At 47.1% G+C, this 18,110-nt stretch carries 18 protein-coding genes and 1 tRNA gene; 7 read left to right on the forward strand and 12 right to left on the reverse strand.

Annotation, left to right across the window (positions count from 1 at the left end; translation table 11 throughout):
- Genes gyaR through iolM form a run of 3 tightly spaced genes read right to left on the reverse strand, consistent with a single transcriptional unit; the run spans nt 1 to nt 3,222 of the window.
- A complete protein-coding gene (gene gyaR, locus MA03_RS05295; protein WP_052884274.1) occupies nt 1-1,014 on the reverse strand; it encodes a glyoxylate reductase in 1,014 nt (337 codons plus the stop codon).
- Between the two features lie 50 nt (nt 1,015-1,064).
- Nucleotides 1,065-1,976, reverse strand: a complete 912-nt coding sequence (iolN, locus tag MA03_RS05300; RefSeq protein WP_052884275.1) for a 3-dehydro-scyllo-inosose hydrolase — start codon at nt 1,974-1,976, stop codon at nt 1,065-1,067.
- Between the two features lie 49 nt (nt 1,977-2,025).
- Entirely contained in the window at nt 2,026-3,222 is a 1,197-nt protein-coding gene (iolM, locus tag MA03_RS05305; RefSeq protein WP_052884276.1) for a scyllo-inosose 3-dehydrogenase, read from the reverse strand.
- Nucleotides 3,223-3,364: 142 nt separating this feature from the next.
- On the opposite strand from iolM, the gene MA03_RS05310 reads away from it, so the two are divergent.
- The 3 genes from MA03_RS05310 (at nt 3,365) to rimI (ending at nt 5,488) form a co-directional block, all read left to right on the forward strand.
- Nucleotides 3,365-4,189, forward strand: a complete 825-nt coding sequence (locus tag MA03_RS05310) for a sugar phosphate isomerase/epimerase family protein (protein ID WP_191118433.1) — start codon at nt 3,365-3,367, stop codon at nt 4,187-4,189.
- An 88-nt stretch (nt 4,190-4,277) separates the two neighbouring features.
- Nucleotides 4,278-5,039: an MBL fold metallo-hydrolase gene (locus tag MA03_RS05315; protein ID WP_052884278.1), complete on the forward strand. Its 762-nt coding sequence runs from the start codon at nt 4,278-4,280 to the stop codon at nt 5,037-5,039.
- A gap of 5 nt (nt 5,040-5,044) precedes the next feature.
- The gene (rimI, locus tag MA03_RS05320; protein ID WP_191118434.1) at nt 5,045-5,488 is read left to right on the forward strand and encodes a ribosomal protein S18-alanine N-acetyltransferase; all 444 of its coding nucleotides are present in this window, start codon (nt 5,045-5,047) and stop codon (nt 5,486-5,488) included.
- Here the strand turns inward: rimI and MA03_RS05325 are convergent.
- The 6 genes from MA03_RS05325 to MA03_RS05345 form a co-directional block, all read right to left on the reverse strand.
- A complete protein-coding gene (locus MA03_RS05325) occupies nt 5,470-6,993 on the reverse strand; it encodes a glycosyltransferase family 2 protein (protein ID WP_191118435.1) in 1,524 nt (507 codons plus the stop codon). The two genes, rimI and MA03_RS05325, sit on opposite strands and share 19 nt — an antisense overlap.
- A 2-nt stretch (nt 6,994-6,995) precedes the next feature.
- Entirely contained in the window at nt 6,996-8,345 is a 1,350-nt protein-coding gene (locus MA03_RS05330; protein ID WP_052884280.1) for an AAA family ATPase, read from the reverse strand.
- A gap of 74 nt (nt 8,346-8,419) precedes the next feature.
- A complete protein-coding gene (proS, locus tag MA03_RS05335) occupies nt 8,420-9,868 on the reverse strand; it encodes a proline--tRNA ligase (RefSeq protein ID WP_052884281.1) in 1,449 nt (482 codons plus the stop codon).
- Between the two features lie 77 nt (nt 9,869-9,945).
- Nucleotides 9,946-10,059: transfer RNA gene (locus tag MA03_RS08700), tRNA-Thr, on the reverse strand.
- A 79-nt stretch (nt 10,060-10,138) separates the two neighbouring features.
- Nucleotides 10,139-11,098, reverse strand: coding sequence for a mevalonate kinase (gene mvk / locus MA03_RS05340; protein WP_052884282.1), 960 nt, complete (start codon nt 11,096-11,098; stop codon nt 10,139-10,141).
- 52 nt (nt 11,099-11,150) lie between these two features.
- The gene (locus MA03_RS05345; protein WP_052884283.1) at nt 11,151-12,530 is read right to left on the reverse strand and encodes a TrpB-like pyridoxal phosphate-dependent enzyme; all 1,380 of its coding nucleotides are present in this window, start codon (nt 12,528-12,530) and stop codon (nt 11,151-11,153) included.
- Nucleotides 12,531-12,639: 109 nt separating this feature from the next.
- Here MA03_RS05345 and MA03_RS05350 point away from each other — a divergent pair, with 109 nt between their 5' ends.
- Complete coding sequence (locus MA03_RS05350; RefSeq protein WP_052884284.1) at nt 12,640-13,155, forward strand: hypothetical protein; 516 nt, start codon at nt 12,640-12,642, stop codon at nt 13,153-13,155.
- Here the strand turns inward: MA03_RS05350 and MA03_RS05355 are convergent.
- The 3 genes from MA03_RS05355 to MA03_RS05365 are packed head-to-tail and all read right to left on the reverse strand — an operon-like array spanning nt 13,152 to nt 15,989.
- Nucleotides 13,152-14,147 (reverse strand): DHHA1 domain-containing protein, encoded by a 996-nt coding sequence (locus MA03_RS05355; RefSeq protein ID WP_052884285.1) that lies wholly within the window; start codon nt 14,145-14,147, stop codon nt 13,152-13,154. The two genes, MA03_RS05350 and MA03_RS05355, sit on opposite strands and share 4 nt — an antisense overlap.
- Nucleotides 14,148-14,202: 55 nt before the next feature.
- The gene (locus MA03_RS05360; RefSeq protein ID WP_052884286.1) at nt 14,203-14,784 is read right to left on the reverse strand and encodes an ASCH domain-containing protein; all 582 of its coding nucleotides are present in this window, start codon (nt 14,782-14,784) and stop codon (nt 14,203-14,205) included.
- A 47-nt stretch (nt 14,785-14,831) separates the two neighbouring features.
- Nucleotides 14,832-15,989, reverse strand: coding sequence for a Cdc6/Cdc18 family protein (locus MA03_RS05365; protein WP_052884287.1), 1,158 nt, complete (start codon nt 15,987-15,989; stop codon nt 14,832-14,834).
- Between the two features lie 236 nt (nt 15,990-16,225).
- On the opposite strand from MA03_RS05365, the gene MA03_RS08705 reads away from it, so the two are divergent.
- The 3 genes from MA03_RS08705 (at nt 16,226) to MA03_RS05375 (ending at nt 18,003) form a co-directional block, all read left to right on the forward strand.
- Complete coding sequence (locus MA03_RS08705) at nt 16,226-16,423, forward strand: hypothetical protein (RefSeq protein WP_191118436.1); 198 nt, start codon at nt 16,226-16,228, stop codon at nt 16,421-16,423.
- A 218-nt stretch (nt 16,424-16,641) separates the two neighbouring features.
- Nucleotides 16,642-16,926: a hypothetical protein gene (locus MA03_RS05370; RefSeq protein WP_191118437.1), complete on the forward strand. Its 285-nt coding sequence runs from the start codon at nt 16,642-16,644 to the stop codon at nt 16,924-16,926.
- 15 nt (nt 16,927-16,941) lie between these two features.
- On the forward strand, nt 16,942-18,003 hold the full coding sequence (locus tag MA03_RS05375) for a DUF354 domain-containing protein (protein ID WP_052884289.1): 1,062 nt from the start codon (nt 16,942-16,944) through the stop codon (nt 18,001-18,003).
- Nucleotides 18,004-18,110: the final 107 nt, after the last annotated feature.

The following is an 18,110-nucleotide window of genomic DNA, read 5'->3' on the forward strand; positions in this document are numbered from 1 at the left end:
TTAAATCATCTTCACTTTCTCTAGTGGCCTGACCTTTAACACTTCCTTGTTCACGAGCGCGGGAGGCATCTCTCCCTTCAGCACTGCTATGAGGTTACGGGCTGCGAGTTCCGCCATTCGCTGTCTGGCTTCAATAGTAGCGCTGGCTATGTGAGGAGCCAGAATCACATTGTCAAACTTTGTGAGTGGATGATCAGCCGGGAGGGGTTCCTGCTCGAAGACATCAAGTGCTGCCCCCGCGATCCATCCCTCTTTCAACGCCTTTACCAGTGCATTTGTGTCGACGACTGGTCCACGAGCTGTGTTAATGAGGTACGCTGTTTTCTTCATCTTCCTTAACCTTTCCTCGTTAATCAGGTGGAAAGTATCTTTAGTTAATGGGACGTGTACTGAGACTATATCGGATTCCTTCAAGAGAGTGTCGAGGTCTGCATATTCCATGTTGAGGACGCTTTCGACGTCCCACCTCCTCTCGACATCGTAGTAGAGGATTTTTACGTCAAAGCTTGAGAGCCTCTTGGCTGTGGCGACGCCTATGCGTCCCAAGCCTACAAGACCTATAGTCTTACCCTTTAACTCGGGGCCGGTAAGGAAGTATGGGTTCCAGGGCTTGTCCCATTGACCTGTTCGGATTATCTTGTCGGCTTCGACTATGCGGCGGGTTACAGCAAGGATAAGACCTACGGTGAACTCGGCTACGGCGTCAGTAAGGACGCCGGGGGTGTGCGTGACGTAAATGCCTCTCTTTGTCGCCTCAGGAATATCGATATGGTCGAAGCCCACGCTATATGTGCTTATAACTCTGAGATTGGGTGCAGAGTCCATAACCTCAGCATCGATCTTATCGGTGAGGAGGCAGAGAAGCGCGTCCTTGTCCTTAACCTTCTGGATAAGCTCCTCGCGTGAGGGAGGCCACTCCTTTGAGTTGTGAAGCTCTATGTCGCAACACTCTTTAAGCATAGATAAGCCAGGCTCGGGAATTATCCGTGTAACATAGACCTTTGGTTTTGACATCGATATATACAAAAAACGGTTGTATTTAAATATTTCCCCAAAAAAACAATCTAATATTTGAAGTCGCCGGGGTTAGGCCAAACCTGAGGAACAACCCCTGGTGGATACGTCTTGTGAAGCCACTCCGTGAACTCTACCAGGCGCTGAATAGCAGTCTCCACTATAGCCTCTCCCTTCTCCCTGCTAGCCTTGCTTGGATAACCGACGCTACCCTTCGGATAGTGATGAATCTCCATGTAGGCGCTTACATCATACCATGCTAGTGGTCTGTTGTACACGTTCCCCGCCTTGTCGATCCACTTGTCCGGTATGACGCCGACCATCTTCTCAGCATCGGACTCCTTGAGCTTGCTAGGATCAACAAGCTTTGGTGCCACGTACCAAAGCACACTAGCCTCAACCTCGTCAGCGTGAATGAACGGTGTCTCGATTGAGAGACCTGGCTTTAGCTCTGTACCCACCTGGAGCTTATCGACTGCCCAGCGCCACCAACTCGTCACGATAATAAAGGCCTTCACGCCCTCCTCGATTATCGCTTTGTCCTTGACGATGGGGAGCACGTATTCCTGTCCATGAGAGTTGAAAAGGATGATCTTCTTGAAGCCTGCATTGCTCAGCCACTTTACGACGCTCGTAACATAGTCGATATATGCCTCTTTCTTTACAGGTATTGTTCCCGGCATTCCATAATGGTGACTTGGGTGGCTTCCATAATATATTGGAGGAGCTACCGTGACTCCTGTTTCGAAGGCTATTCGCTCCGCGATGTAGGTGCCTATTATCGTGTCCTCCCCTGTTGCCTGTGCCAAGCCATGAGCCTCAACGGAGCCACAGGGCACGTAGATGATATCGTTCTTCTTGACCCTTTCTGCTAGTTCAGCCATGGTAAGTTGATCAAGATAAATTTTTTCCCCAAATTTGTTGTAGATTGGCCGTGCAAAACGGGACTCATATTCGACCATTTTTATTCCCCCTAATCGATATGACTATGTCATATCATATTATTATAATTTACGGTTTTAGAGTTATTTTACCATCAATCCTCTGATGCGCCCTTTCAAAGGCTTTATGAGCTTCGTCGAGCTTGAACCTGGAGGTTATTATTTGGGTCATGTCTATTCTGCCTGCAGCCATAAGGCGGATAACATTGCCGAAGTTCCTGAAACCTGAGTGCCCTTGGCTTCCAAACAGTTGTCCTCTCCTCACCTGGAATACTTCGATGTATATGGGAACCTCTTTGGGTGCGCGACCAATCCATGCTATCTTGCCGTCTATTGCTAGACTCCTCTGCATTTGGGGTAGCGTGTGCTGCGGGGCTCCCGCAGCCTCAACGTGGAAGTCTGCTCCTTGCCCGTCCGTTATTTCCATTATCTTTTCCCATGGTTCAACGCTGTTCTTTTGCAGCTCCGCAGTATTAAAGACGTAGTCTGCCCCAACCTTCTTCGCTAATTCTCTTCGCACCGGACTAACCTCGAAGACGATGATCTTACCGGCTCCAGCGGCCTTAGCGAGGGCAATGGCGCCTAACCCGATGGGGCCTGCTCCCCAAACCACTACATAGCTCCCGGGTTTGAAGCCCCCCGCTCGAGTGAACATCGCATGGTAGGCAACGCTCGTGGGCTCGACCAGGCTTCCCGCTTCGAATGCTTTTTCCTCACTTCCGTATGCCTCTAGGAGAGAGTTTATCTTCCAGACATACTTAGCCTTGACAACAACGTAATCAGCCATGGCACCATCGTGAGTGAATCCAAGCTCTCCATACTCTAAGTCAGCAGGGTCGTTGAGGCGGGTGCAATGGTTGAAATCTATGCCGCGGCATGCATCACATTCACCGCACCAGAACATTTCCTCTGAAGTCACCATGTCCCCGGGTTTCAGGTTTCTGACATTAGCTCCGACTTTTTCAATAACTCCAGAGAACTCGTGGCCGATTACTACGGGAAACTTTGTGAGTCCGGGGTAGATGATGTAGCCTTCCTCATCTGTTTCAAGGAAGTGTATGTCGCTGCCGCAGATGCCGACAGCTTTTACCCTTATCAGAACCTCGTCGGGCTTGGGCTCTGGTACAGGATAGTCTGTGCGGAGAACTAGTTTCGGGTTTCTCCATACCTTATTACCTTCCCTGACCTTATGAGTTCGGAGCTCATCCTGTGTAATCTTGTATCCGGGCCTGGGGGCGAAATCGGCGTAAACCAATACGGCTCTCATATGTGTCATTCTGATCCGTATTGTATTGAAGTTATCACCACATATATTAAAAACGAGAAAAACTTATAAAGACAGGGGAGATAGGCGTAAAACGACCAGGTATTAGCGAGTGTTTATAAGTTATCCGCACAACTACGATAATGTGTTTAAATTCTCGATGGCAGTTACGCCTTTACACGCTAAGTTCGAGGCTGTTGCTAAGGGCAGTCCTGCCGAGTTTGCATTATTATTATCGGAACTGGGGTATAACGGGATTGAATATTCCGTGCTTGAACCCGAGACAATTATAGAGCTTGTAAGAATAGCCTCCGATTATGGCCTGCGTGTGCCCGCTATAGGAACTGGCCTGAATTATATCCATTACGGGTTGGATCTTACAAGTCCTGATGAGGGAGTTCGTGCACGGACACTTAATCGTCTCCAGAGTTTCGTGGAGTACACTGGGAGGAGTGAAGCCGGAGGAGTTATAATAGGTCTGATAAGGGGGCGTGGTGACTCTTATTCTTCGCCTGAAATGGCTTTGAATCTCCTGGCAGCACAACTTTCGACACTGTGTAGACAAGCGGTTGACGCGGACGTCAAATTGTTCCTCGAGCCTTTAAATAGGTACGAGTCGAAAATAATAAACACGGTAGGGGAAGCATTGAATTTCTTAAGAAGAGTGGACTGCCCCAACCTTTACTTGTTGCTTGATACTTTCCACATGAATATCGAGGAGCCAGTAATCGAGGATTCCATACGCGTTGCTGGCGATAAGATAGGGCATTTTCACGTTGCTGACAGTAATAGGTATGCGCCTGGTATGGGGCACTTGGACTTCTCATCGATTCTAAAAGCGCTAAAAGATACAGGGTACTCAGGCTATGTATCGGCTGAGATAATTGTAAAGCCTGACTTTGAATCTGCTGCCAGGCTGACTCTCAACACTCTAAGAATAGCCTCCGGTTGCGAAGAAGAGAACAGGTAGCATCGACTGATCTAGTCGACAGAACAGTTATTTATTGTTGTTTAACATCCTTAAGTTTAGTATTTGAGACGGTACAAGTGATGTCTCGATGACAACGGGTAAAATAAGAGCGATTTTTCTAGGAACTTCAGGAAGCACGTTCACTCCAGACAACATCCAGCCATGTATTTACGTTGAAGGCTATCTCTTCGACTGCCCGGCCTCGTGCCCACAGCGACTCTTGAGCCTAGGATTGTTGGATTCTGTTCACACAATTCTTCTCACTCACACCCACTTGGACCACTCTCTCGGGATATATGAGTTGGCCTGGCATCTGGGGACAGTACTATCCAAGAGGAGAATAACGTTGTATCTTCCCCAAGGTGTCTTGGAGGGGGTCGTTGATGCGTTCAGGATTCTTGGAGGGAACCTGGCTGAGAAACTGCTGAGTTTTTACGAAATGCGGGAAGTTTATCCTGGCTATGATAACGGGAAAATAAGAGTTGTTGAGGCTAAGCACTCTGTGGTAGCGGTTGGCTACAGGCTAACTTTAGATGGCCTCTCTGTTTGTTATACAGGTGACACGGCACCATCGGATTCTGTCGTGGAGTCATTCAGGGATTGTTCCTTGCTTATACATGAAGCTACTTACCCGTCGGGGCTTGAGGAACAGGCTGTTAGGGATGGCCACTCAACACCTCGTCAGGCTGCTGAGATTGCGCGGAGGGCTGGTGCTAAAATGTTGGCTCTAGTTCATTTACCATATGCAAGGTATGGGAGAGAAATAGATGAGGCTTTCCTCGCATCCTCCCAGCAAATTTTTCCAAATACGATCATCCCAAAACCGGGACAGGTCGTGGAGCTCGGGTGAACATCTTGGACATCACTATTAGAGAGGCTAGACCCGAGGACTTGTTTTACATAGTCGAGTTAGAGGAGAAGACTTTTGGCCCTGACGCCTTTGGGTTTAACCATGTTTTCTACCTTTTCGAGAAATGCCGAGACTACTTCCTTATAGCTGACTATAAGGGACTACTGGTTGGCTATATTGTTTCTTGTCGTGAGTCTGAGGAGGAGCTTCATGTTCACAGTATAGCCGTGGTGGAATGGTTTAGGGGGAAAGGAGTTGGCAGGAGGCTGATGGAGGAGACGATAAACCTTGCTCGCCAGAGAGGTTTAAGGCGTATCAGGCTTGAGGTAAAGACTGAGAACGTTGCAGCCATTAAGCTCTACGAGAAGCTCGGCTTTGTAAGGAAGGACATCTTAAGGAATTTCTACGAAGATCGTAGCGATGCGTATGTCTATCTGTTAACCCTGTAGTCGAGCTTCTCGAAAAATACCGTTGGCTTCTCCTCGCCTGGTGTTTTAGCTCCATTGTATATTGCGAGGGAAAGGAAGAATAAGTGCCAAAAAGCCCAGAACAAATTAATTATTATCGCTGCCACTTCGCTCGGGTTACTGGAAGTGTAATACCAGTAGAGGCCACTTACAATTGACAGTAAGAGGAGTACTAAAAGGACTAGATGGATCACGAGGACTCGAAGGTTCCTCATGCTTTTGCCTTTCGGAGTAACCTTGAATGGTATTCTTCTACCCAGTAGGAATGAGATAAAGGCTGCAGTTATACCGGTGAATGCCAGATACTCGTTCGCCTGATGGGCTAGGAAGCCCTTAAAACCGTATTCGAAGCCCCTCATGCTTAGAACAAATACTGTGACCGAGATAAACATGTAGGGAAAGTAGGCTAAGGCGTAGAGATAAGGATCCATGCGTATGAATGGTTGTTTTAGCAATAGGAAAACGATGGGAGCGAGTATCTCGAAGAAAGTAAGTGGTCCTTCTTTTAGCCAATAGAGGAAGCCGGCTATGTAGTCGAAGAAAGCCGCGAAGGATAAATCGCTTCTTATAATTTTAGGCGTAAGCTTGAAGTAACCGAAGGCCCAGCGATTTTGCTGCTGAATATATGCGGCTGCGTCTTGAGGGGGCTCTCCATACCAAATCAATTCTTCGTCATGATAGACTGACTTCCAGCCTTTCGAGTGTATTCTAACCGATATCTCCGCGTCTTCAGTTATGCTGTTCTCGTCGAAGTATCCGGCCTCCTTTACTGCTTTAACGCGAAAGACTGTTCCCGAACCGAGGGAGAAAGCTGAGATCAGGCTTCTACCCCTCATTATTCTTCTCAGGAAGGGCTCTTGCTGAAATTTCGCCCCATAGGCGATAGGGGATCTAAGCTCAGTATATCTCTGGGGTACTTGGACAAATGCGACTTGAGGGTCTTCAAAATATGGGAGAACTTGATCCAGGAAATCCAGCCTTGGCTTTTGATCAGCATCGAATATGACGAATAAATCGTATTTATCTCCGAAAAGCTTCAATGCGTTGTTTATCGCTCCAGCTTTAAAACCTCGCCGTTCCTTACGGTGAACATATATTATTCCATGCTCTTCACAGAACTTCTTAAGCTCCTCTACTATCATCTGATTTGTAGAGTCGTCTAGTAGGTAAACATCGCCTCGCCCCCTGAGAGCAGCTTTTGCCGAGAGGAGCGTCTCCTTTATTATTTTCGGATCCTCGTTGAAGCTCGTTACAAAGACTGCAATTCTTAGGCTTGTAGGACCACCTATAAACCTTGGCGAATACCTGAATGAGCGCAGGTATACAACGAAATATTGAAGAAAAACAAGGAAGCCTGTCACTGTTGTTAACCAAATGGCATAGTTTAACCATATGAAGATGAGAGAAGAAAGAGTAAACCATGTTAGTAAAGCTGCCGAAAGAAATGGAAGAGCAAAGAAGGCGACCTTGAGTAGCTTTACCGACATCATCATACCTTGCTAAATTCTACAAGATAGTTTAGTCCTTCCTGATCGGGGCTTACTTCGAGAGTCATGTCGACGAGTTCTTCAAGAGGATGGCAATTAGCTCTCTGAGGATTACAAACGACGATTACAGAAGTATTCTCCAGTGTAAATGTTAACTGCACAAGCAGCTCATTCCAGAATGATTTAGAAAGTAGGAATAAGTCACATTGTGCTACTATAGGCTCAATGTCGTTTGACAGATAGAATACAATAATGTTCTTTTCAAACTTGTACTTTTTGACCTCATCGGATATTTCAATCGCGAGTCTTTTAGCGAGCCGTATAGCATCGTCCAGGCTCTTGGCTTTTGATCGCTCGGATAAGAACGAGTAAATTGTTTTAAAATTGATTATGTTCGGCGTACTCATTGTACTAGTCGCGCTAAAGAGGAAAAGAGAGGACTCCTTGTAGTATTCGCGCACCATGTTCGCGAGTAATCTTATTGTGTCTTCTGCACCTCCTATGCTTCTTGTCTTTAAGAGGACGTTTACGTTTTGGAAGACGACTTTCTTTAATAAATCTCCCTTCTGGGGGATTACGACCTTTTTTGTTAGAGGAGGGCGTTCAAGGTAGTGCGCTAGTTCCATGATTTGGACGGGGACTTTCATATTCTCAAAGTCTTCAAGAGTTTTGGAGAGCTCGGGCTGATAGGCTAGAACCACGCCTACATGTGAGTCAATTCTCTCCATAAATTCCAGCAGTGTCGAAAAGATCTCGTTATAGCTGAGTACACGCGTATCCACCTTGTTTAGAACAGCAACATCGATTCCACTCGTTATATGCTCTTTCTCTTTAAGGATACCGTAATATCTGATGGAAGCCTCAATTGATGGCTTGACCGGTTCGCTGACCATTATATACTTTGTTTTTTCGTTGACGTGTTTTCGGTATGTAGATGACTCCCACCCTACTATGGGTTCGAGGGGCGTTGTAGCAGGAAGGGTGTCCACTATCGTTACATCAAAGTTGCCTTTTTTTAACAATCCAAGATAAGCCTCACTAACATCCTCGATGTTCTTAACTAGATCAATCCTCTCATATTCTACAGGAACACCATCACTAAATATTTTCAAAACTGTAAGAGAGCCATTCCTAAGAGACATATTTACTACAGCCTTTTCAGGAGGTTGCCCCTCCTTAACGAGTTGTATCAGCCCTAGACCCCTAAGACCGAAAACAGAGCTTATAGTACTTATAACATCCGAATCTACAAGTAGAACCTTCTTACCCTTATAGGCAAAATGCTTAGCAAGGGAGAGACTGACTGTGGATCCACCTGAGCCCCCTTTCGCGCGTAAAACAACAATCCTCATCTATACCTAATTATAATTTCAATATATCAAAAGGATAAGCCTTTCGCTTAAATTATAAGACAAATATGCAGGCATCAGTAGCTTTTAGCCACATAGACTATTTGTCGGGCGGGCGCGCCGCACCAGGCACATTTCCCATAGTCCCCTTCTTTGAAGCTGATCTCTGTGCCCCTTACCTTGCCGCCATCGGTTTTTTCCTTAAGATCCATCGCGCATTCCTCCCTCCCGCAAAACGGCATCTTGACAAGATAGCCTTCTTTTAGAGCTTTTACAACCTCTTCTGGTGTACGAGCCTCTACCGTGCGACTTTCCATGAATCTCCTAGCCTTAGTCTTTAGGTTCTCAAGAATACTTTTCTCGAGCTCCTGTATCGTTTCAAGAAGCTTTGCTTCTTCAATTTGCTTCTTTTCCCCAGTGTCTCTACGGTATATAGTCAGTGTCTTACTCTCCGCTTCCCGACGCCCTATCTCTATCCTCACGGGGACTCCCTTAAGCTCCCAGTCGTTGAACTTCCAGCCCGGAGTGTACTCCTCCCGGTCGTCCAAAAAGACACGATACCCTTTCTGTTTTAACATCTCTTCTATACTGTGAGCTTTTTCGAGCACAGACTTCTTGTCTTCCTCTCTGTAATATATCGGGACTATAACGACCTGTATTGGAGCGACGCTGAAGGGAAGCACTAAACCCTTGTCGTCGCCATGAATAGCTATAAGAGCTGCTGTTATGCGCCAGACACCAGGTCCGTAACATGTCTGCCATACATGCCTCCTGGTCCCCTCCCTGTCAAGAAAGGTTACATCAAACGCCTTGGCGAATCGTTGTCCAAGGTCATGTGTAGATGATATCTGCAGGACTCTACCATCGGGCATAAGTGTATCGGCAGCATATGTGTCCTCGGCTCCCGCAAACTTATCCCATGGAGGTCGCCTAAGGAAGAGGAATGGTATTCCGAGTTTCTCCCAGATAACTTTCCTAGAATTCTCCATGTCTTCCTCAACCTGTCTCAGAGCTTCCTCGTGAGTGGAGAAGGCACAGTGTGCCTCGATCCAGAGAAACTCTCTCCCTCTAATGAGTGGTCTCGTGTTGCTCTCGTTCCTGTAAACGCTGACGCTCTGGTAGAGCTTTAAGGGGAGGTCGCGCCAGCTCTGAATCCAGAAGCTATACATGTAGTAAAAGGCCGTCTCCGAGGTTGGACGTAAGGCCAGCCTTCGCTCCAGTTTCTCGTCACCAGCCTCCGTAACCCAGAAAACCTCTGGCTTAAAACCCTGCACGTGCTCCTTTTCACGCTCAAAGTTCTCCTCCGGTATCACCAACGGGAATAATACCGGCTCGTGCCCCGTTTTCTCAAGTTCCTCTTCAAAGAAGCGGTAGATCGCCCTTATTATCCTCATAAGCCATGGCCTGTGTACAACAAATCCCTGAACATTGTAGCGGAGATCAACAAGACCCGCTTTAACAAGTACTTGAGAATACCATTCCGAAAAATCCTCACTCTTCTTTACTGTTATACCAAGCGACGACATGGCTTAACCTATAAAGGATCTATAAAGAAATATTTTTCGCAATGCGTTTGATGATACAGAAGTATTCCGTCTAGAAGAGCCCCGGCCGGGAATCGAACCCGGGACCCCCGCCTCTCTGGATGCCTGAGGGCTAGGTTTACCAGAGCGGTGCTGTCGGCACCTCCAAGTCTACCGGACTGAGCTACCGGGGCTGTGATTATATGAGAAAAACAGGGCAATTTATGGTTTTCGCGGTTTTGACACTGGATCGGGGCTCAGCTCAGGTAAAAACTAGAGGCTAGTAGAAACACCTGTATTTTCAACATTGAGCTTCAAGAGCCTAGGGCTTACTTTTCTCAGTTCCTCTATAATCTTTCCTTCATGATCTCTCTTGCAAAGTATCACCGCGTAACCCCCTCCCCCCGCACCTGTAAGCTTAGCCCCAAGGGCTCCTGCCTCTCTCGCAGCGTATACTATCTGCTCTAGCTCGATCGTTGAGACACCGATGGCTGAAAGGAGTCCGTGATTTACATTCATCAAGGCTCCTACAGCCTCCCAGTCTCCCCGCTCCATCATCTTGGCGGCCTCTACAGCAAGCCGACCCGCAGCGTAGTAAATCGGTTCTAACACAGAGGGAAAAGCATCGTAAAGATCAAGTACACGTTTAACGAGTAGCCCCGTACTTCTTGGTTTCCCGGTATCGGCTAAAATTAACGACACATCCTTAAAGTCAACGTTGAGTCTCAGGAATCCTTCACTTTTACGATAAGCTATTGCTCCCCCATATGTGGCAATGGTATTGTCTATGCCGCTCGGTCGGCCATGGACTATCCTCTCTGCCTCGTAAGCCATCCTTGAAATCTCCTCTAAACGCAAATCCTCGCCCATGGCCTTAGCGGTTGCTGCTATTGTAGCTACGGATACTGCGGCCGAACTGCCCATACCCGCTGAAGGAGGAATTTCAGAGTCTATTTCGATGCTAATGCCATGGTAGGCCCCCAGCTTATTTAGAACTGTAAAGGCTGCATGAGCTACAGGGTATAGAGGGTTTTTATCGTCCGCAGGGGGGAGAGTATACTCACGACTCAATGCCAGATTCCTACTGTAGACTCTTATTGTTTTTTCTTTCAAAAGAGTAGCTGTTACGTAGGCTCTTAGAGAGACGGCGACCGCTATGGCAGGCTGGTCTTTCACTACGAAGTGTTCTCCGAATAATATTACCTTGCCTGGCGCGGAAGCTGTAGCTCTCATAGGAGTTTAATCGGAGATTTGACTAAAAAACCTTACAAAAGACAATAAAAGTTTAGGACTGCCCTATAGTAGCGAGGAAAGCTTTCAGCTTCTGCATGGACTCCTGGACCTTCTCCGCAGGGTATTCATAGGCAGGCAGTTTTCCTTGATGATAATCCGCATAGGCAGCTAGATCGAGAAGCCCATGACCGCTTAGATTGAACAGTATGACTTTCTCCTCATTCTTTTGCCTTGCTTCCATAGCAAGATCAATAACAGCCTTTATCGCGTGCGCACTCTCGGGGGCAGGAACTATGCCCTCTGTCTTAGCGAAGAAATCGGCAGCCTGGAACACTGAAACCTGGTCGTAGGCGACGCTTTTCACTATGTCGTGTTTCCTGAGAAGGCTTAGAGTTGGGGCAGCTCCATGATACCTGAGGCCTCCGGCGTGAATTGGGGGCGGTATAAAATCGTGGCCTAGCGTATACATTTTTAGGAGCGGTGTAAGCCCGGCTGTGTCTCCGAAGTCGTATATGTACTCTCCTTTTGTAAGAGAGGGGGCCGCGGTCGGCTCTATAGCCACTAGGCTTACTTTTTTCGGTGCTTTCCCGTCGTGTACAAGCATGTAGAAGGGGTACGCTAGTCCCCCGAAATTGCTGCCGCCGCCGACACATCCCACCACGTAGTCGGGGAAGTCGTCTGCGAGCTTCATCTGCTCTATAGCCTCTAGGCCTATAACCGTCTGGTGCATGAGGACGTGGTTGAGAACACTGCCGAGGCTATATTTTGTATTTTCATGTGTCACAGCGTCCTCTATAGCCTCGCTGATCGCTATTCCAAGGGAGCCTGGGTTTTCGGGATCCTTTGCCAGTACCTCTCTGCCGGTCTTGGTTCTATCGCTGGGACTCGACAATACCTCGGCACCCCAAATCTTCATGAGTATGGCTCGATACGGCTTTTGAAGATAACTGGCTTTGACCATGTAGACGGTTAGCTTCAGGTTGAAGAGATTTGTTGCAAACGCTAGAGCGCTGCCCCACTGGCCTGCACCTGTCTCGGTTGTAAGTCGCTCTACGCCCTCCCTCATATTGTAATAAGCCTGGGCTACAGCTGTGTTAGGCTTGTGGCTTCCTGGAGGACTCACTCCCTCAAACTTAAAGTATATTCTGGCGGGTGTTTTGAGAGCCTTCTCAAGACGCGTAGCCCTTATAAGAGGGGTAGGTCTCCAAATGCGGTAGACGTCTCGCACTTCTTCAGGTATAGGTATAAATTTCTCTTGAGACACTTCCTGTCTCACAATCTCCTTGGGAAAGATCGCTTCAAGCTCCTCTGGATTTACTGGTTTGCCCGTAGCCGGGGAGATGGGTGGAGGAAGGGGTTCAGGTAAGTCCGGTAAGATGTTGTACCATTGTCTGGGTAAGAGGCTTTCATCTAACATGTACTTTTTTGTCATTTTTTGTTCACAAGATCACTTTTTTATTCATTATAGTATATAAATGTTTCCTCAAAGGAGGATGGGGGAGAGGATATATTATAAATTTCTGTATTCGCAAGGATTATGCGTGGATAAGAAGCTTGTAGAGAAATTTACAGAGACCGTAAAGGGTCATACGAAAAAACTTGAGGTACTCAAAGTCTTACTAAAGTACGGCTTGAGTGTCCGTGAAAATACTGTAACCTTAGGCGAGAGAATCAAGGTGCCTTTCAAGTCAATCGCGCTTGAAGCAGGCGTCGATAGGCGAACAGTTATAGAGACTCTCCGAGCTATACGCGAGGATAGTTTCCTCAGAGAGTTTTTCCGTCGATTGAGACCCGCAGGTCCATCTCTAGTCGAGGTCTCGAAGCTTCTAGGGTATAGGTGTCTTATCGTGGAAACTCACAGAGACCAGCCTGGCATACTGGCCTGGGTAGCGAACGCACTTGCTGAGAAAAACATAAATATTCTCCAAGTGGTCGCCGAGGATCCAAACATCTATGAGGAGCCGAAACTATACGTCGTAGTCTCTTCGAATGTTCCGGGCGAGGTTATCGATAGAATTCTCGAACACCCAGCAATAAAGCGAGTCTCAATTAGCTAACCTTGATTTAGAACCTCTTGAGCCTTCTCCACTTCGTTGATGATTTGTCTAACCACCTTGTCTGCAATGCCTGCTGGAACTCTCAAGGAGGCGGCGTAGTTGTGTCCACCCCCGCTTACCCCTAATTCCTCGGAGAAACGTGAGAATAGTTGAGCTAGATTTACGGGAAAACCTGTTGGTGCTCTACCCGTTATCACGACTATGTTTTGACCTATCCGGAAGAGTATTAAGATAATTTTCCTCTGTGCAGCAGCCTCCTGTGAAGCTATTCTGCCTGAGAACCCATATACTCTAAGGTCTCTTAGATCTATAATGCGTAAGACAGGTGAGTCATATATTACCCTGTTTTTTACCTCTTTAAGCAGTCTTTGCAGCTTCTCTTCACTTTCTTGAAACCTTAATACCGCCTCTTCAGGAACAAGTATGCGCTTCTTAACCCAGCTCTCGATTATTTTTTTCCTTAGATCGTCGTCACGAGGCTCTAAGGCGATAGCGCCGGTTAGTATCTCGGCTGCCGACTCAAGCCCTAACTCCCTTACGCTAGGATCAGGGTTTGGTGTGTCTGTTAGCTCTGCAAGCTTTATTAGTCTTAGAGAGAAGTCTGGGTCGATGGTAAGCGGTATTAGATTGGCCAGGAGCGAGGCTGTAGATGGGGCGGGTGTGGCCAGGACATTCACACCTGTAGCTGTAATTTTATCTTTATGAAAAATTGTTGAGGGATGATGATCAATCCATGTTGTTTGCGCGACTCTGGTTAGGAACGAGAGGGCTTGACTAGTTGTTTCCCAGTACTCCTCGTTGAATGCGATGTCAAGAATATAGACTTCACCCGAGGTAAAGTGTATTCTTTGAAGGGTGTTATGAAGAGAGAAAGGCTGCGAGAAATATACTTTATACTTCACCCCCTCCTTGTTTTTGAGATAATATGAAATTATTATAGCTGCGGAGACCATGCCGTCTATGTCGCCGTGAGCTATTATTGTTAGCATCATTAAACTCTGAGCTTAAAGTCGCATAACAAGTTTAATAACGTTATAGCTAGACAAGCTATAAGAGAAGATTTTTCGACCGAAGTTTTAGCGCATAATTGTTTAAGATCTCTTTTACTTGAGGCTCGGGTAGGCCGAGGTCTTCAGCTACCTTCCCGGTGGTATATCCTAAGGCTAGTTTCGCTAATACAACGCGATGTATCTGGGACTCGTCGATGCCGTAAGCTAATGCTAAGCGGGCCACTAGAGAAGGATCTACCGCCTTTAAACTCTTTATTTCATTCACTGGAACGGGAGATGAGTAACGTGTAATCTCTTCGAGAGAGATTATGGTGACCCAGTCGTCCTCCTTTATATCTGGATAGATTTCCTTCAAGGCATCCAGGAGATCTTCTAGGCTATTAAAACCATCCTTCAAGGCATCATCCTTTGTGAGCTCCGAGACCCTCGTAAACCTAAGTGATTTTACGCGCGCTTCTCCATATATCTGTCCTCCACTCTCCAGGAAGACCTCATCGCTTTGCGGTTGAAGAATACCCTTCCTAATGGTGGTAGTTTTTTCACCCCTTAGGATTTTCTCAAGGTACCTTAGTCTAAAGCTCAGTGTTTTCCCGAGCTTACGCGTGGTGTGACCACTCATCCCGCTTTCATGTAAAAGTTAACGCCAATTAAACTTTTATCACGTATTTAGGCGCTAACTCCTAGGAGCTTCTCTACCAGGTCTGGCAAGCCCTCCTGACGTGCGGGGGGCGGCAGCATGGTGATATATACTCTCAAAGGACCCTTGAACTGTATGTACCCCTCGTCGGTGAGCCTCTGTAGAGCCTCGTCCGTTTCGCGGGGTGTGAGCTTCCTGAGCCGATAATTTTCACAGATTAGCTCAATGTACCTCTGGATATCTCTGAGAGTGATAAAGCTTTGGTTCAGCTGCCTTGAAGCCAATAATATAGCGGACAATACTACGCGTTCAGCTGTTCCAAGCGTTTCAGGGTTGATAGAGAAAAGGTATTTTTCACGCAAGCCCTGCTCTATGGCCCTGTTTATGTGGTTATAGGAGAGCTTCTCATCTTTGCTGGTCTCAGCTATTTGCGCTGCAATAAGCAGGATATCAAGAGCCTTCCTCAAGTCAGAGTCGAAGAGAGTAACAGTGACCTCGGCCAGATACTCTGCAACAGCCTCGGGAAAAGTTCCAATGACAAACGCCTCGGATGCCCGATAGAGGATTATATCGACCAATTGATCACGAGTATAAGCGGGATAGTTTACTATCATGTTGCCGAGCGAGGACTGCTCTTCAGGAGCAAGGCGTTGAGACCAGCTCTCATCCCTCGAAATGAATATCACACCACTAACATTCTCGACGCCGAGCTCGGAAAGCCTGGTCAAGTTGTAAACTATTTGTCCACCTCTTAGCGAACGGTAGCCCGAAAGCTGGTCTGCTTCGTCGATGGTTAAAATGAATGTCTTTCCCTTTTCTTTGCGCAGGGATGAGACGAACTTGTCAAACAGCTCGCCCGCGCTCAGGCTGCGTGAAGCTTTGCCGCCCATCTTTGTAAGCAACTGTGAATAGAATACCCAGGGAGATATGTCTGCCAGAGCACGGAGGTTAACGTAGACGTGCTGGATGAGTGGATTTTCCTCTCGTAAAGACTTCAAGAGCAGGTGTGAAGAAGTAGTCTTTCCCGTACCTTTCGGGCCGATCAGTTGTATCACCTTAAAAAAGGGCGGGCCCTCGACAGCGTCCCTTAGGAGAGTCTGAAGCATGTCAAGCTGAGATTCACGGTGTGGGAGACGACTAGGTATATGTTGACGTGAAAGGACGCTGGGGTTACGCAGTATAGCCATCCTTAGACTCGGGTAAATAACCTGTGGCAGCTCTTATAAAAATTACAGTGAAAGAGTAAACGGTGAAAGTGATTCTTAGAGGGAGATCCCTAGTATGTCTTCTCAGCTTCCCATTCCTCGAGGAGGTCTTCGATCCTGCTTTGATGTTCTTCTAGCTCCCTGAGCATTGCATCAATGCCGTTGAGTGCCTTCCTGTAGTCTGGCAGGATGCCGGTGTACGCCCTGAAGGCTACGATTTGTGTGCAAGAACTGCGGGTCTAGAGATAAACGCGCACATCAACGCATGCTTGAACATCACTCACAAGACAGGATACAGCCCGCCCACACCAACGAGAATCGGGACCTATATCTCACACAGCGGAGTCGTATCACTTGCCAAGAAGAAAGGCAAAATACGTCACCAGGAGCCAGAGAATAACCCCCTAGAAGAGTAACCGGGAGCCCGCCCCAATGGCGCAGAGCGGGTGGCAGTATTCATGAGCAAAGATTTAATCAGATCGTCGCGAGGCTGTCATCCCCTTCTCCACACAACTGGGACGGCGTCATCATCCACCCGGATAAGTGTCGACATAGTATATAAGCATTTGTGGCGCAGGGTAATCTTTTAACAAAACCGTTATTTACCACACTGCCTTCTAGCGTTTTGTTGGCTATGAATGGGAAGTTTGTCGTCGTCCTGCTGATGTCCCTGATAGGAATCACTCTCTACTGGTTTCCAGTCCCAATAATTATAGGTAGTTATGTTCTCGGAGGATACCCATGGTTAGCACCCGAACCGTCAAAAAACACAATGATAATCATCGGTCTCGCAATAACAGTTACCTTCCTGGCGCTAACGGCGATAATGTATTACATCACGAAAAAATTAGAAGAAGTTGGTCCTGAGGAGGCATACGAGGAGCCTAAGGAGAGGCCCGCTACAAGTGTTGAGTGGTGAGGAGAGGGTAAACGCGTGAAGATATGGGTAGAAGCGCTTACCCCTAAACAGATTCTCCTATTTTCTTATATTCAAGACATATTCGGCAGGCAAAATGTGTTTTTAACGACTCGCGATTATGATCTTAACGCCAACCTGGCTAGCAAGAGATGGTCAAAACACTTTCTTGTAGGCCGCTATCCCGGAGCATCGTCTATAGCCAAAACTCGAGAAAGTATAAAGCGGCAAGAGAAACTTATTGATATAGTGTCTTCTGAAAAACCGGACGTTCACCTTACCTTTGTCTCACCTGACTCAGTACGTGTGGCCTTTGGTCTCGGCATACCAGTTATAACTAGTAGTGACTCGCCGCACTCAGATGCAGTGTCAAGGCTAACGATTCCTCTCTCTAGGATATTTGTGACGCCTTACTTCCTATTGGAAGATTTTGAAAAATACAATAGGCTTGTGGAAGTAGTGGGATTTGAAGGAGTTTTCGAGCTAGCATGGATTCTACGTGAAAAACCTGACCCAAAGGTCCCAAGGGAGCTCGGATTGGAGCCCTTCAGTTACGCGTTAGTACGACCAGGAGAGGAGAAATCATATTACTACCCTTCCCCTGCCTTCGCGACTAGGATGCCTCTCTCTATAGCTAGAATGATTCTGAGGAGGACAGATCTCACAGTTATCGTGTATCCACGCTATCCGGATCAAGCCTTGCTATATAGAAGACTGCTTTCTAGGTGGAATAATAGGGTAAAGATTCTTGAAGGGGCTACAGATTTCGTGAGCCTGGAGTACCACGCAAGGCTTGTCATTACAGGTGGTGGCACAATGGCCACAGAGTCCGCGCTCCTCGGAACCCCTTCAATCTCGACGTATCCCGGCGAGCTAAAAGTTCACAAGTTTATAAGAAAGAGAGGATTCCCACTTTATAAGGCCCCTCTGCCTCAAAGCTTTATTGAAAAATTATTACTTCTCGAGACAGGACCAGGAGAACGCGAACGATATATCCAGAGAGCTAAGAAAACTTTACAAGACCCCATTAGCGTTTTCGCACGGGAAATCACAAGAATTATCAATAGAAATGAAAACTAGTGTTGCCTATTGCCAAACCAAAGTTTGCTTCTTGAAACCCAGGGACGCCTATATAATTATTCATAGAGACATCAAGCAAAAGCTTTAAGTACTGACGCGTAAAAAGC

The sequence above is a fragment of the Thermofilum uzonense genome (assembly GCF_000993805.1).
In the GTDB taxonomy this organism is placed as follows: Archaea; Thermoproteota; Thermoprotei; order Thermofilales; family Thermofilaceae; genus Thermofilum; species Thermofilum uzonense.